The 14,166-nt window shown below is 60.3% G+C and carries 13 protein-coding genes, 2 pseudogenes and 1 riboswitch; of the genes and pseudogenes, 3 read left to right on the top strand and 12 right to left on the bottom strand.

All coding sequences use genetic code 11. From position 1 onward, the window contains the following. Positions 1-270: 270 nt before the first annotated feature. The 6 genes from ACZ9EJ_RS25465 to pobA all read right to left on the bottom strand — a co-directional run bounded on the left by ACZ9EJ_RS25465 (position 271) and on the right by pobA (position 6,245). Positions 271-987, bottom strand: a complete 717-nt coding sequence (locus ACZ9EJ_RS25465; RefSeq protein WP_046630133.1) for an ABC transporter ATP-binding protein — start codon at positions 985-987, stop codon at positions 271-273. After that, positions 968-1,732, bottom strand: coding sequence for an ABC transporter ATP-binding protein (locus ACZ9EJ_RS25460; protein ID WP_046630132.1), 765 nt, complete (start codon positions 1,730-1,732; stop codon positions 968-970). The genes ACZ9EJ_RS25465 and ACZ9EJ_RS25460 overlap by 20 nt, the downstream gene beginning before the upstream one ends. Further along, complete coding sequence (locus ACZ9EJ_RS25455) at positions 1,729-2,733, bottom strand: branched-chain amino acid ABC transporter permease (protein WP_046630131.1); 1,005 nt, start codon at positions 2,731-2,733, stop codon at positions 1,729-1,731. Before ACZ9EJ_RS25455 ends, ACZ9EJ_RS25460 begins: the two co-directional genes overlap by 4 nt. Positions 2,734-2,748: 15 nt before the next feature. Continuing rightward, positions 2,749-3,612 carry a branched-chain amino acid ABC transporter permease gene (locus tag ACZ9EJ_RS25450; protein ID WP_046630130.1) on the bottom strand — a complete coding sequence of 288 codons (864 nt, stop codon included), beginning with the start codon at positions 3,610-3,612 and terminating at the stop codon, positions 2,749-2,751. Positions 3,613-3,800: 188 nt separating this feature from the next. After that, positions 3,801-4,973: an ABC transporter substrate-binding protein gene (locus tag ACZ9EJ_RS25445; RefSeq protein WP_046630129.1), complete on the bottom strand. Its 1,173-nt coding sequence runs from the start codon at positions 4,971-4,973 to the stop codon at positions 3,801-3,803. 99 nt (positions 4,974-5,072) lie between these two features. Continuing rightward, a complete protein-coding gene (pobA, locus tag ACZ9EJ_RS25440) occupies positions 5,073-6,245 on the bottom strand; it encodes a 4-hydroxybenzoate 3-monooxygenase (RefSeq protein WP_046630128.1) in 1,173 nt (390 codons plus the stop codon). Between the two features lie 121 nt (positions 6,246-6,366). On the opposite strand from pobA, the gene ACZ9EJ_RS25435 reads away from it, so the two are divergent. Beyond that, positions 6,367-7,326, top strand: a complete 960-nt coding sequence (locus ACZ9EJ_RS25435; protein ID WP_080954089.1) for a helix-turn-helix domain-containing protein — start codon at positions 6,367-6,369, stop codon at positions 7,324-7,326. A 289-nt stretch (positions 7,327-7,615) separates the two neighbouring features. Here ACZ9EJ_RS25435 and ACZ9EJ_RS25430 read toward each other — a convergent pair. Together ACZ9EJ_RS25430 and ACZ9EJ_RS25425 are read right to left on the bottom strand one after the other, a co-directional pair. After that, a pseudogene (locus ACZ9EJ_RS25430) lies at positions 7,616-8,478 on the bottom strand (class I SAM-dependent methyltransferase). A gap of 27 nt (positions 8,479-8,505) precedes the next feature. After that, positions 8,506-9,162, bottom strand: coding sequence for a TetR/AcrR family transcriptional regulator (locus ACZ9EJ_RS25425; RefSeq protein ID WP_046630127.1), 657 nt, complete (start codon positions 9,160-9,162; stop codon positions 8,506-8,508). 172 nt (positions 9,163-9,334) lie between these two features. Here ACZ9EJ_RS25425 and ACZ9EJ_RS25420 point away from each other — a divergent pair, with 172 nt between their 5' ends. Together ACZ9EJ_RS25420 and ACZ9EJ_RS25415 are read left to right on the top strand one after the other, a co-directional pair. Then, positions 9,335-10,228 carry an NAD(P)/FAD-dependent oxidoreductase gene (locus ACZ9EJ_RS25420; protein WP_046630126.1) on the top strand — a complete coding sequence of 298 codons (894 nt, stop codon included), beginning with the start codon at positions 9,335-9,337 and terminating at the stop codon, positions 10,226-10,228. 122 nt (positions 10,229-10,350) lie between these two features. After that, positions 10,351-10,557, top strand: a pseudogene (locus tag ACZ9EJ_RS25415) (type II toxin-antitoxin system VapC family toxin); the annotation flags it as partial. Between the two features lie 151 nt (positions 10,558-10,708). Here ACZ9EJ_RS25415 and ribB read toward each other — a convergent pair. From ribB to ACZ9EJ_RS25395, 4 genes are all read right to left on the bottom strand, one after another. Next, positions 10,709-11,335, bottom strand: coding sequence for a 3,4-dihydroxy-2-butanone-4-phosphate synthase (ribB, locus tag ACZ9EJ_RS25410; protein ID WP_046630125.1), 627 nt, complete (start codon positions 11,333-11,335; stop codon positions 10,709-10,711). 114 nt (positions 11,336-11,449) lie between these two features. Next, positions 11,450-11,593, bottom strand: a riboswitch (FMN riboswitch). Positions 11,594-11,764: 171 nt separating this feature from the next. Continuing rightward, a complete protein-coding gene (locus ACZ9EJ_RS25405) occupies positions 11,765-12,547 on the bottom strand; it encodes a glucose 1-dehydrogenase (RefSeq protein WP_046630124.1) in 783 nt (260 codons plus the stop codon). 69 nt (positions 12,548-12,616) lie between these two features. Continuing rightward, positions 12,617-13,354 carry a triose-phosphate isomerase gene (gene tpiA / locus ACZ9EJ_RS25400; RefSeq protein ID WP_080954088.1) on the bottom strand — a complete coding sequence of 246 codons (738 nt, stop codon included), beginning with the start codon at positions 13,352-13,354 and terminating at the stop codon, positions 12,617-12,619. A gap of 4 nt (positions 13,355-13,358) precedes the next feature. Then, complete coding sequence (locus ACZ9EJ_RS25395) at positions 13,359-14,147, bottom strand: SDR family oxidoreductase (protein ID WP_046630122.1); 789 nt, start codon at positions 14,145-14,147, stop codon at positions 13,359-13,361. Positions 14,148-14,166 lie beyond the last annotated feature (19 nt).

The raw sequence follows: 14,166 nt of genomic DNA, 5'->3' as shown, positions 1-14,166 counted from the left end.
GCGCAGTCGTGAACGAGGAGGCGGAGGCCTACGCCCTGCTTTGACGGGTCTGTCCGGATTGCCACGCCTTTCGGCCAGTCAAGGAACAATTACCGCGAATCCGAGCCGCCGCCATACAGATGTGGAACAAGGTCGAACACCTGCAAACAGCCTAAGCGAACGTGATCGGCGGAAGTTTCACCGGAGTCCATTAAGTTGACGATACCGCACCGTCGCATCGCATCTGGCGATCCCGATCAGGGCAGATGCAACGCAGACCCGTATTTGCATTTAGTGCAGCCCGCCGACACCCAGAAGGCGTTCGACAGTATTTTGATCCCGGGCTAGCACTTCAGGCGCGCCTGCCCAGGCGAGCCTGCCGCGTTCCAGAATTATAACCTGCTCGGCGAAATCAAGCGCACTTTGGATGCGCTGTTCCACCAACAGGATCGTCATATTGCCGGTTTTGGCCAGTTCGGCAAAGGCTGTCATCAGTTCCTCGCAAATGACTGGTGCAAGACCTTCCAACGGTTCGTCCAGCAGTAGAACAGACGGACGGCCGAGAATGGTGCGGGCTGTGGTCAGCATTTGCTGTTCGCCGCCGGAAAGCTGGTTGCCGAGGTTGCGGCGTCGTTCCTTTAGGCGCGGAAACATTTGATAGGCCTCCTCGAGCGCCGTCCTCGGCCGAGCCTTCAGACCCACAAAGAGGTTTTCCTCAACCGTGAGTGTCGGAAATATGCAACGCGCCTGCGGAACATAGCCAAGGCCTTGGATCGCGCGCGAAGCACTCGGCGCCGCGGTAATATCGGCGCCGCCGAGACGGATACGGCCGCCATATCGTTTCGTCTGGCCGACGAGTGAGGCGAGCAGCGTTGTCTTGCCCATGCCGTTGCGACCGAGCACGGCGAGCCGCTGTCCGGCGGGCACGGAAAAGGATATGCCCTCCAGAACCCGGGTAGGCCCGTATCCGGCGGAAAGGTTTTCGACCTCAAGCGACGTGGCTGGCATTGGCGTAACTTCCGAGATAGGCCTCGCGCACGCGGGCATCCTTGGTGACATCGGCGGGCAAACCGTCGAAGATGATGCTACCGCCGGCGAGCACGATCACTCGCTTGGCGAAGCGGAAGACAAGGTCCATGTCGTGCTCGATCATCAGCACCGCCAGATCCTTCGGCAGGTCATCGAGCGCTTGCTCGATAAGGCCGGTATCGCTCTGCGGCACGCCGGCCGCAGGCTCGTCGAGCAGCAGGACTTTCGGCTTCAGCGCGAGCGCGAGCGCGATTTCCAAAAGCCTCTGCTGGCCATAGGCGGTCTCGCTGACCTTGCGATGGGAAAGTTCTGCGAGGCCTAGCTTCTCCAGCAGGCCGGAGACTTCGGCCATCACATCCGGCATCGAGAGGAAGTTGCCGAACAGCCGGCCAGCGCGGCCATCCCGCTGCAGGACGGCAAGCCCAACATGTTCGGCCGGCGTCATGTCCTGGAAGAGCCGCGTTACCTGGAAGGATCGGACCAGGCCCCGCCGCACCCGGCCGATTGCATTGATCCTGGTGATCGTCTCGCCGCCGAGGCGCACCTCGCCGGAACTCGGCGGTAACGTGCCGGTTACAAGGTTTACGAATGTGGTCTTGCCGGCACCGTTCGGACCGATCAGCGCCACCCGGTCACCCGGCGCCATGGAAAGCGACACGTTATTGGTGACCACGAGCCCTCCGAACGATCGCTTGAGATTGGTGACTTCAAACAGGGCGCTCATTGGCTACCCTCCCCGCGGCGGCTGAACCGCGCGACTGCCGTGCCGTAAATACCCTTGGGCGCGAAAAGCACCACAGCGATCAGCAGCGCGCCGACCATTGTAAGCCAATGGAACGGGTTGGCGGCCGAGACATAATCCTCGAACAGCATGAAGATCAGCGTGCCGGCGATCGCCCCGAATAGCGAACCGGTACCACCAAGGACCAACATGACCAGCGCTTCCGCCGACTGCGTGAAGGACAGTGCGTCGAGCGCCACGACCTGAGTGGAGATAGCACTGAGGGCCCCGCCCGTCCCGGCCACCGCTCCGGAAATCACATACATCTTGACGAGGGCGGTTTTGGGCGAAGCGCCCATGGCACGGATGCGCAACGGGTCCTCCCTGATGCCGCGACACAACAGGCCGAACGGCGAACGCAACAGGATACGCAGCAGCACGAATACGATGAGCAGCAGTGCCACACCGAAGAAATAGGCGGTATGGCCGAAGAGGTCGAACTCATAGAGACCGAAGACCGGCCCGGGCATGATCCCGGCAAGGCCATCGCTGCCGCCCGTCCATGATGAGGCTTTGTTTGCGAATTCGTGAAACAGGTAGATCAGTGCGATCGACAGCACGAGCTGCGGCAGTCCATGCGCCCTGAGCATGATGACTGCACAGAAAAGACCGGCAATTGCACCCGCGATAATGCCACCGAACGTCATCAAGAAAGGATTGTTGATGCCAAAATGCGCCGAAAGGATGCCGGCCGCATAGGCACCGGAACCGAACAGGGCCGCATGGCCGAGCGTCGCAACGCCGCAATACCCGGTCACCAGATCAAGTGACAGCACCAGCAGCGCAACGGCCAGAATGCGGGTCAACAGCGCGAGATTGTCCGGGAAGAGGACATACCCCAAAGCGGCGCAGACCACGATGACGATAATGCCGATCAGGTCCCACTTGAGGGCACCGCTTCGGGGACGGTTGATAATGGTCTCGTTGTTCATGGCCACTGTCATTTGTGCGGGTCCACCTTACGTCACACGCCCGGCAAAGCCGCGCGGGAAGACGCAGATGATCGCGATCACTGCGAGATAGAAGAAAAATTCGCCAAACTCCGGCATCAAGTAGCGCCCGGTCGTATCGATCGCGCCGAGCACGAGACAGGCGATCAGAGCACCCGGTATGGAGCCCGCCCCGCCGACGGAGACGACGACCAAGAAGGTCACCATGTAGCGCAGCGCGTAATAGGGTTCGACCGGCAAAAGCTCGGCACCGACCACGCCGCCGAAGGCCGCAAGCCCAACGGCGACGGCGAAGCTCACCGCGTAGACAAACTCGGTGCGTACGCCGAGTGCGGCCGCCATCGCGGCATTGTCCACCGAGGCGCGCAGCTTTACGCCAAAACTGGTCTTCTCGATCACCAACCAAAGGCCAAGCGCCACGACGAGGCCGCATATGATGGCAAAGAGGCGATGGATGGAAATGGCCCGGAAGCCGAGATCGGCGGATCCCTGCAACGGACCGGCGAGCGGAATCGTCTTAAGCGTTGGTCCCATCACGTAATTGGCGATGCCGATGATGCAGAAAGTGATGCCGATCGTCATCAGGACCTGCGTGAGCTCCGGCTGCCCATAGATGCGGCGATAGAGCAGTCGTTCGATCGGGATGGCGATGACGATGGTGATCACCACGGCGGCGATGACCGCCGCCGCATAGCCCATGCCAAGATCGCGCGCGACATAGGAGGCGATATAGCCGCCGATCATCGCAAAGGCGCCGTGCGCAAGATTGACGACGCGCATCAGGCCCATCGTCACCGAGAGCCCGATGGAGATGACGAACAGCACCATGCCATAGGCAAGCGCGTCAATGGCTATGCTGAAGACTGTCTGCATAGGTTTCCCGTAGTCCTTGTTATCGGTGCGGAGATGGCCAGGGGGTCCGCCCTGTGTGGCCTTTCGTTCGCCTATCGGCACCTTCTCCCCGCTGGGGAGAAGTCATTTCTGGGCCGGCCAATCGCGCCGCCTCTCCCGGAGGGGAGAATGAGAGGCTCACGGCACAACAGTAGATATCGACAACCCACTTACTTCGTAGCAGCCAGACCCGGATCGCCCTGCTTCTCGAAAGTCTTGGTTTCCTTGTTGATATAGGTCCCGTCGGTACCTTTGGCGACTTCTCGCAGATAAATGTTCTGCGTGATGTGACGACTTTCCGGATCGATGGAAACCGGGCCGCGCGGGCTCGTCCAGGAGAGGCCCTTTACCGCTTCCACCGCCTTCTCGGCATCCTGTTTTCCGCCGGTCGCCTCGATCATCTTGTAGATGACATGCATGCCGTCATAGGCGCCGACAGCCGGGAAGGAGAGTTCGGCCTTGTTGCCGATCGCCTTGGCCGCTGCATCGACGAACGTCTTGTTTTCCGGGGAATCGTGCGAGACGGCGTAGTGGAATGTCGTCTGGATGCCGAGAGCCGCATCACCGAGTGCGGGCAGATCGGATTCCTGCGTCAGGTCGCCGGGTGCGAAAAACTTGATACCGGCGGTCTTCAGGCCGTTGTCGTTATAGGCCTTGACGAAGCCGAGTGTCGTCGGACCGGACGGCAGGAAAGCGAAAACGCCCTGGGCTCCGGAATCCTTGATGCGCTGCATGATCGGGCTGAAGTCGTTGGTGGCAAGTGGTATGCGAATCGACTCCACGACTTCGCCACCAGCCTTCGTGAAGCCCGCCTTGAAGGCATTTTCCGCGTCGATGCCCGGACCATAGTCGCTGACGACAGAGATCACCTTCTTCACGCCGGCATCGAACGCCACCTTCGCGATCGGCGTGGAAGTCTGCCAGGTAGTGAACGAAGTGCGCACCACGAGCGGGCTGGTTTTCATGATCGCCGAGGTGGCGGCGTTCATGATGACCATCGGCACGTTGCCCTGTTTCAGGATCGGTGTAGCGGCCATGGCGTCCGGGGTGAAGTAGAAGCCGGCAAGATATTTGACCTTTTCCTTTACGATCAGCTCCTGGGCGAGCGCCTTGGACTGCGCCGGATCGGCGGTCGGAATGTCTCGGTAGATGATCTCGATCGTATCGCTGCCGACCTTCTTGCCGTTGAGCGCCATATAGGCGTCAATACCGGCCTTGAAGTTCTTGCCCTGCAGCGCGAACGGACCCGAGAACGGGCCGACCACGCCGACCTTGATGACGTCGGCGTAAGCCGTGCTATTCAATGCCAACGCCGCAAGGGCGTAGAGAATGATTTTTTTCATGGTTAGTCCTCCCTCTTCGAAATGGCGCACGCCTCCGTAGCTTGTGCACCGATTACAATCGAAATTCATTCCAAGAAGCCCGCTGGCGATGGCCTGCCATCAATACGGCAAGCCCACGTAATTCTCCGCAAGCGCCATGGAGGCGGCCCGCGAATGAGTCAGATAATCCAGCTCGGCTTCCTGGATCTTCTGGTCGAAATCGCCAGTCTCAGGGAAGCGGTGCAACATCGTCGTCATCCACCAGGAAAACCGTACGGCCTTCCATACCCGAGCAAGTGCCTTTTCAGAATAGGCATTGATGCCGGCAGCAGAACGTTCCTGATAATGCTCCCGCAATCCGTTGAAGAGATAGTACACATCACTCGCGGCAAGGTTCAGACCCTTTGCCCCGGTCGGCGGTACGATATGAGCGGCATCGCCGACGAGGAACATGCGGCCAAACCGCATCGGCTCCGCAACGAAGGAACGCAGCGGCGCGATCGACTTTTCAAACGATGGCGCGGTGATCAGCGCTTCCGCATGATGCGCAGGCAGGCGGCGGCGAAGTTCGTCCCAGAACCGGTCGTCGCTCCAGTCCTCGATCTTCTCGTCGAGGGCGCACTGGATGTAATAGCGGCTGCGGGTCGGCGAGCGCATCGAGCAAAGCGCAAAACCACGCGGATGGTTTGCATAGATCAACTCATGATTGACGGGGGCGACCTCCGCCAGGATACCGAGCCAGCCAAACGGATAGATCTTTTCGAAAACGCGGATTGCGCTTTTCGGCACAGCCTTGCGGCTCGTTCCATGGAAGCCGTCGCAACCGGCGATGAAGTCGCAGTCGATGCGATGGGTCGTGCCGTCCTTTTCGTAGGTGACGTAAGACGCGGCGCTGTCGAAATCATGCGGCTGAACATTGCTTGCTTCGTAGATCGTCTCGGCACCGCTCTTTTCGCGGCTCTCCATCAAGTCGCGTGTCACTTCGGTCTGGCCATAGACCATGACGTGTTTGCCACCGGTCAGCCCGTGGAGATCGATCCGGTGATCACGCCCGTCGAATGCAAGCGAGAATCCGTTGTGTGGCAACCCTTCGGCATGCATACGCGCACCAGCTTTCGCCTCGTCGACGAGCCTAACAGTGCCTTCTTCCAGCACCCCGGCGCGGACCCGGCCAAGGATGTAATCCTTGCTCACGCGGTCGAAAATGATGTTGCCGATGCCCGCCTCCGTCAGAAGTTGGCCAAGCAGTAGACCGGACGGGCCTGAGCCGATGATGGCCACCTGAGTGCGCAACCGTTTCCTCCCAAAATCAAATCTGTCTTTTGCCGAATAATGAGCGGGCGCGATCGCAGAAGCAATGGACAATTCGGACCGAAAATTGCACTAATCTCACATTCTTCTCCGGAGAAGCCTCGTGGCGAGACATGTGCCTACCTATCATCTCTATGGTGAAAACAGCGGCAAAGAGCCCGATTTTTGGCTGCATTGTGAGACTATCAAGTCGCGGAGCAGCCTTCACCGCTGGGAAATACGCCTGCACCGACACGAGTCATTCTTTCAGATATTATATGTCGAGGCAGGATCGGGCGACGCGACCCTCGACAGCAAGGTCCACCCATTGGATCCACCGGTGGTCGTCACGATCCCGCCCGGCGTGGACCACGGTTTTCGTTTTTCGCGTGATATCGAGGGCCTGGTCATTACGATCCTCACCTCGCATCTTGGCCATTCATCGTCGGAACGAAGCCGTTTTGGCGACTGGCTGGCAGCGTCGCGTGTGACGCGGCTCGATCCGCAAAATGACGAGGCGGCGTTCGCAATTCTGACCCTGCGACGGCTCGGCGAGGAATTCGAGCACCGCCGTAGCGGCCGAAACGAACTCCTGGCCGCCTATGTCACACAGGCACTTAGATTGACGGCGCGGATCTCGCACGAGGGTGACACCAGTCAGCTTCCGGCCGAAGGCGGAGAACGTCGGATGGAGGTTTTAAGCGGCCTTATCCAACAACATTTCCGCGCGCATAAGCCGGCATCCTTCTACGCCGCCGAGCTGGGCATGTCACTGACGCATCTCAACCGCATTACCCGGGCGATGACGGGACATACTGTGCATGACCTTCTCTGCGCCAAACTTATCGAAGAAGCAAAACGGGAACTACTATTCTCCATCGCCTCGGCAGGTGAGATCGGATTACGTCTCGGCTTCGCCGACCCTGCCTATTTCTCCAGGTTTTTCCTCAAGGAAAGCGGCCTGACGCCGCGAGCATGGCGTATGAAGGAAAGAATGCGACTCGATATGGCGACTGGCGGCTCTGGTGCAATGAAAGCCGTTGATGTCAGAAGGAGCACCGACGATTTTCAGCGCAATTTTTGATGAGCGAGTTCAAATGGTCCCGTTTGCAGAATTGGGTGATTTTGCGGGCAGTGCGTGGCCCCGACATGTTTCGATTGAGTGGTTAGCGCGGATTGGCCTGAATAGTTCGAGAGGGCGGTCAATTTCGTTCCAGAAGCAGTCGCCGATGAGCGCGATATAAACCAATCGCAGCGGTGCGACCTGGGACAAAAGCCCGCCGCCTGCCTCCTCTGCGTTCCGGCCGCAAGCAGTGCGGGGCCGATCGCGTCACGGCCGACGCCGAGCCATCGAGACGGGGCGTCTACCCCTGTCAGCCTGCCGGATTGCGCGCCGTGACGATCCACGCCGCGCCGTCGATCATCACGGACCGCTCACCGGGGCAGCCGGCGAAGACGGCACGAACCGCGGCCGAGGCGCGGGCGCGGATATCGTCGGGCTGATCAGCGAGAGCGCGCGACAGCGGGCCGACCTCGAGTGTCATCTTCACCGCGTCGTCGAGCGCCGCATCCCGCGTCTCCCCCTTGCCGAATGGGATGGAGGCATCGAAGGGCTCAATAGCGACATCGGTGAAGACAGCCCCCGTTAGAATACGCGCCACCCGCCCCTGGTCGCCAAACGAGAACGGGCCGGGCGCTTCGGGATCGGGCGGCGTCATCGGCGGGGGGATGCCCTTCATCGCGCCCATCGGCAAGCGAACCCAATCGTTCTCGGCTATGCCGCGCCAGCAGACGAAAGCGACCCGCGCGCCCGGCTTGAGCGCACGGCGCATATGAGCGAACGCGGCCGTAGGATCGTCAAAGAACATCACTCCGAAGCGCGAGAAAAGGATGTCGAACGCGCCCTCGGGCAACTCGGCGCTGCTGGCGTCGGCCACCTGGAACAGGGCCGGCGTATCCTGTGGCGCAAGTGCGCGCGCTCTATCGATCAGCGGTTCGGATATGTCCACGCCTAGCACATGGCCCCCGCGCCGACGCAGCCGGCCAGATCCAGACTTGACGCCCCAGCGCCGCAGCCAACGTCCAGCACGCGTTCACCCGTGGCGGGCGCGGCGGCTTCGATCGCGGCCTGGCCGAACACCGCCATCATAGCATCGAGCCGGGCCTGGTAGGCGAGCCAGCGCTCCCCGCTTTGGCCTTTCCAGTCGACTGCCTGATAAACATCTTTCTCTGTCATGCGTTCGTCCCGGTACTGATCCATTCTTTAACCAGGATACCGGCCCGGGTGGTCCTTGCCACCGTGCGCGGTGATGAACATAGCGACGGCAGAGCGGCAATAAGATTCGATTTCGTTGTCGTCTTCTGCTCTCGCCGTATCGAAGCGTGCGATAATCAGGAGATCGGATCCTTTGAAAAGCGCCGCAAACAAGCGGGCAGACCGAAGAGGATCGGGCACGTTCAGGATCGCCTTCGCGTGCAACTGACGCAACAGGGCCTCGATCTGGGCGATGACATAGGCGGGGCCGGCTTCGTAATGGAGCTTGCCTATCGACTTTTGGTTCGTCTTGTCGGCCATGACCATGGCTTCGACACTGCGGACGTCCGGACTCAACAGCGTGCGAAGCAGGGATGATCCCACCGCCATGAGCTGATCTTCCGCCGAACCGTCGACGCCTTCAAAAAGGGACTGGGGTGCAAACTGATGGCAGTGGGCCTCAATAGCCGCGCTGAACAGCGCCTCCTTGTTCTCGAAGTGCCGATAGATGCTGAGCTTGGATATCTTCGCTCGCTGCGCGACCTTGTCCAAGGTTGTCGCTTGAAAACCCAATTCCACAAAGAGTTGGCACGCGGCGTCGACTATCGTTTGGCCAAGCGCCTCGTTGGCGGGCCGGCCGCGCCGGCCCTGGCTATTTTCGCCCACTACAATTCCAGTCCTTGACAGTATCGTTATTCGTGAATTACGATACCATGCAGTATCAGAAATATGCAAGCCAAAGATTGGATTTTACCATGTCCTCCAACAAGTTTCCCTGAGCCGCTTTCGCACCAGGCCTAGCCCAGCCCCCTCCATCCATAACACGGAGCCCATCACAATGGATGACGTCATCATCATCGGCGGCAGCTTTGCCGGCCTCGCCGCAGCCCTGCAGCTCGGCCGTGCCCGCCGCAAGGTCACCGTTCTCGATACCGGCCTGCCGCGCAATCGCTTCGCGGGCCGCTCGCACGGCGTGCTCGGCCACGATCACAAGCCACCATCGGACATCCTGACCGAGGCGCGGCAGCAATTGACGCGTTATCCTGCGATCAGAATGGTCAATGCTCGGGCCGACAGCATCTCCGGTACGATCGATAATTTCTCTATTCTCACCGGCGATGGCGAGAGCCTTGGCGGGCGCCGTCTGATTCTTAGCTATGGCATTGTCGACCAGATGCCTGCTGTTCCGGGATTTTCCGAAAGCTGGGGCACATCCATCATCCCATGCCCCTATTGCGACGGCTTCGAAGTCGCCGGCCAGCATTGGGGCCTCGTCTGGTCCGGCCCGCAGTCGATGAATCAGGTCAGGCTGTTCCACGATTGGACCGACACGTTGACGGTCTTCGCTGATGGTCACGACATTGCACCCGACATCCGGACCGATCTGGCGGGCCGAAAAGTACCTGTCGTTGATGGCCGGATCACCGGGATCGCACGTCACGGGGACCACAATGCTACTATCAAGCTCGATACCGGCCCCGATGTCGCAGTCGATATCCTGTTCGCGCATCCGCGCAGCAAGCCGTCCGCAAGCTTGCATGATTCACTCGGCCTCGACACGGTCAATACGCCAACCGGCATCGCTATCAAGACCGACGAGCGCCGCGAAACCAGCATTCCCGGCATCTATGCCGCCGGCGACCTCGCCAACCCCGGAATTCCCTCGGTCACCACGGCAACATGGCAAGGCGCGATGGCGGGTATCTTCGCCCAGCAGTCGATGCTGGTTTGAGAGCGCAGATTCCCTTCTTCGGCTGCCGCGGGCTATTGCCGGCGAACCACAGGCTGGCCGAAGCCCGCGCGACCTGATCCTGACATAACGAAAAACTCCGCTGAACCTGGCAAAGTCCGCCCATCTTCACCCGTGCCAAACACGCCGTCTACTGGTGGACGATCGGCAGCGAACGCCTCTCGGCCAGAGAGCGATCACTGATCGAGGACAAAGCCAATATTATCCTGGTCAGTGCAGCGTCGTTTTAGGAGCTGGACAACAAGATGCAGCTCAAAAAGCTCGATCAGAAGCCGCAGGAATTACGGGCCGCTGTGACCGCCAGCGGCCTGGGGGTGTGCTTCTAATCCACTTCGTGTCGAAGACGGAAGGTGGCCGCGCTTTCGATGTCTACCAGTCCTATGTGCGCAGCGACGTGATAACCATCTCAGTCGACGCCCAAGTCAATTCGACCCCAGGTGCTCCGGTTATCTAAAGGGCGAACTAGGCGGCCCTTACGACCGACGCCGACGCCCGGTACGCAACGAGGTCTTCGATCGTGATCAGATGGAGGCCGTGCCGCTCGGCAAATGCTTCGAGTTCCGGCAGACGCGCCATGGTGCCGTCATCATTCGCCACTTCACAGATCACGCCGGACGGGGATAGGCCAGCGAGCTTCGCGAGGTCTACTGCTGCTTCGGTGTGGCCCGGACGGGAGAGAACGCCATTTGGATGGGCTCGAAGCGGAAAGATATGGCCCGGCCGAGCGAAATCCTCTGGTCGGGAACCATCCGTAACCAGGGCGCGAACGGTTGCGGCCCGGTCTGCGGCGGAAATGCCGGTTGAGGTTCCGGGAATATAGTCTACGGAAACGGTGAATGCGGTTTTGAGCATCTCGGTGTTTCGGGAGACCATCAACGGAATGTCGAGCTCATCGAGGCGTCCGCCCTCCATCGGGACGCAGATCAGCCCCCGGGCGTGGTTCATCATGAATGCGATCGCCTGAGGCGTGATCTTGTCCGAAGCGATCAGGAGATCACCTTCATTTTCCCGGTCGCGGTCGTCGACCACGATAACGATCTCTCCACGAGCGATCGCGGCGACTGCATCTTCAATCTTTGAAATTGCCACTCTTCGTGCCTTTCAAGGGTTAGCCGGTGTGAAACGGCGTGCATGGCCTGTGAGCCACCAATATCCCTTGGGCGAACAACGCCATGATGCCGCCGCTCTTCGCGGCGTACCCTGCCTTGTCCTCTTCCATCCGGACTATACCGTCGGCTCCGGCATCTCACCGGATCTGCTGACCCTTCCTTTGGAGAAGGCGCTCGCGGGCTCCGGATTGCTTCCGATACCGCCGGTGGGGAGTTTCGCCCCGCCCTGAGAACCCAGCCAACATAGGAAATTCAACCGCCTGAACGCAAGCCCAAAGTAGAGCACGCACTGTTCATTTTTATGCATCTCCCTGGAACTGACAACTGCCACGCCATCGTTTTCAGCGCACGCCACGGCAATGACGCAGCCTGGCGAGCGCAATCACATGCACTTCCGGTTGCCAAAGACTCATGACATGATCAGTCCGCCGTCGACATTGATCGTCTGCCCGGTGATGTAAGCCGCGTCGTCGCTGGCGAGGAAGGTCACGAGGCCGGCAACGTCCTCGCCGGAACCTGCCCGTTTCATGGGGATGCCTTCGACCCATTCCTTCATCAGTTCGCCAGGAGCGTAGTTGCCCAGCAGCTTGCCCCAGGCGTGGTCGTTGTACGCCCACATGTCGGTCTCAATGATCCCGGGGCAGAACGCGTTGACAGTGATATTCTCGGTCGCGACTTCCTTGGCAAGACTCTGGGTAATCCCGACAACGCCCATCTTCGAGGCGGCGTAGTGAGGCGTATAGATGAAGCCGTCGCGAGCCTGTCCGGAGGCCGTATTGATGATACGGCCTCCCCTGCCGTGCTTGCGCATGCGGGCGATCGCCTCCTGGGCGCAGAGGAACACTCCTTTGGTGTTGACGGCCATGACCTTGTCCCACTCGCCCTCGGTCATGTCCTCGATGCGGGCAATGGTAATGACGCCGGCATTCTGGATCGACACGTCGACCGTGCCGAACGCGTTCTCAGCCGCATCGTAGAGTGCCCGGACGCTTGCCTTGTCGGTGACGTCGCCGACAAAGGAGATTGCCTTTCCGCCATCGGCCTTGATCTGTTCGGCGACGGTATGCACGCTCTCCTCATTGGCGGAGACCACGAGATTGCCACCCTCGCCCGCGAAGCGTTTGGCAATCGCAGCGCCGATGCCGCGGCTGGCTCCGGTGATGACGACGGTCTTGTTTTCGAAACGGTTCATTGACGTTCTCCTCGAACTGGATCTGCTACCAATCAAATCCCGGCCGTATGATCTCGCGGCAACTCTCGTCTATAGCGCTGCGGTAACAATCTCCGCGAAGCCCGCCGCCCGGAGCGAAGCTCCCCCGACCAGGGCACCATTCACATCAGGGATAGTGAATATGCTGACTGCGTTCGAACCCTTGACCGAACCACCGTAGAGGATCCTGATGTCGGCACCCTCGCTCCCGAACCGCTTTTCCAACTGGTTGCGGATGGCCGAATGGACTTCGCCGATCTGTTCCAGGGTGGGCACCCGCCCGGTGCCGATAGCCCACACGGGTTCATATGCAATTGCGGTATTTGCCGCCAAAGCGCCGTCGGGGACGGATCCGGCGATCTGCTTTGCGACCACGTAAAGCGCCTCATTCGAATCCCGTTCGGCCTGCGTCTCGCCGACGCAGATGATCGCGTTCAATCCCGCCTCATGAACCGCACGTGCTTTCCGAGCAATCAGTGCGTCAGATTCGCCATAGACTGTCCGTCTTTCGGAATGACCGACGATGACGTGGCGACATCCGGCGTCCGCCAGCATTTGCACCGATATATCACCGGTGTAGGCTCCCGCGGTTGCCGGGTGGCAATCCTGAGCGCCGACCGAAAGCGGTGTCCCCGCGATTTCCCGTGCAGCCCTTTCGATCAGCGTGAAGGGCGGGCAGACGACGATCTCGCACGTCGCCTCGCCCGTTAGTCCCCTCAGCGCCACGATCTCAGCCAGGGAGGCAGCCAGACCGTGCATCTTCCAATTACCAGCGATGAGCTTTCTCATTGCATCACCAGCAGCAGAAACCACCGTCGACAAGCAGATCGACACCGGTTACGAAGCTTGCCGCGGGCGACAGCAGGAACACCGCCGGACCGACCATCTCATCGACCGCTGCCATGCGCTGCATTGGCGTCTGCTCCTCGAAGAGCTTGGTCTGATGAACCATCTCAGGACGCGTGTTCATGGGCGTCGCCGTGTATCCGGGGGAGATAGTGTTGACGCGAATGCCGCGGTCGACCCATTCCATGGCCAAAGACTTCGACATGTGGATGACGCCCGCCTTGGAGGCGTTGTAGTGTGCTTGGTTCAGCCCCCGGTTAACGATCACGCCGGACATCGATGCGATGTTGACGATGGAGCCGCGTCCGTTCTTCAGCATGGCGCGGGCCTCGGCCTGGCAGGAAAGGAATATGCCTTTGAGGTTGATGTCCATCAACGTCTGATATTGATCCTCCTCCATCTCTTCCGCCGGGTTCGCGTTAGCGATGCCTGCAGCGTTGACTGCAAGCGTCAGCGCGCCGAGATCCGCTTCGGTCCGTGCAACGGCATCTCCGAGGGACGATTTGCTCGTGACATCCGCCGCGATCTGGATCGAGCGGCGACCGGCGGCGCGAATATGTTCAGCCGTCTTGGCCAACCCGTCGTCGGTTCTGCGATCGAGCAACGCCACGTCGGCGCCGCATTGCGCAAGGCCGATGGCGATGCGCTGGCCAATGCCGCTCCCGGCTCCGGTAACGAGGGCAACCTGGCCGCTGAGATCGAAAAGGTTGGGGGCGTTCAGAGTGATGTCGGACACCGCTCTTCCTTTCTCTGTC

The organism is Neorhizobium sp. USDA 3394 (assembly GCF_056280385.1).
This window is presented reverse-complemented; position numbering and strand designations above follow the sequence as displayed.

What these genes read in the sequence shown, in the direction of transcription:
- ACZ9EJ_RS25465 (WP_046630133.1), bottom strand. Translation starts at nt 987, where the DNA reads ATGCCAGCCACGTCGCTTGAGGTCGAAAACCTTTCCGCCGGATACGGG.
- ACZ9EJ_RS25420 (WP_046630126.1), top strand. Translation starts at nt 9,335, where the DNA reads ATGGATGACGTCATCATCATCGGCGGCAGCTTTGCCGGCCTCGCCGCA.
- tpiA (WP_080954088.1), bottom strand. Translation starts at nt 13,354, where the DNA reads ATGAGAAAGCTCATCGCTGGTAATTGGAAGATGCACGGTCTGGCTGCC.
- ACZ9EJ_RS25455 (WP_046630131.1), bottom strand. Translation starts at nt 2,733, where the DNA reads ATGACAGTGGCCATGAACAACGAGACCATTATCAACCGTCCCCGAAGC.
- ACZ9EJ_RS25445 (WP_046630129.1), bottom strand. Translation starts at nt 4,973, where the DNA reads ATGAAAAAAATCATTCTCTACGCCCTTGCGGCGTTGGCATTGAATAGC.
- ACZ9EJ_RS25405 (WP_046630124.1), bottom strand. Translation starts at nt 12,547, where the DNA reads ATGAACCGTTTCGAAAACAAGACCGTCGTCATCACCGGAGCCAGCCGC.
- ACZ9EJ_RS25450 (WP_046630130.1), bottom strand. Translation starts at nt 3,612, where the DNA reads ATGCAGACAGTCTTCAGCATAGCCATTGACGCGCTTGCCTATGGCATG.
- ACZ9EJ_RS25460 (WP_046630132.1), bottom strand. Translation starts at nt 1,732, where the DNA reads ATGAGCGCCCTGTTTGAAGTCACCAATCTCAAGCGATCGTTCGGAGGG.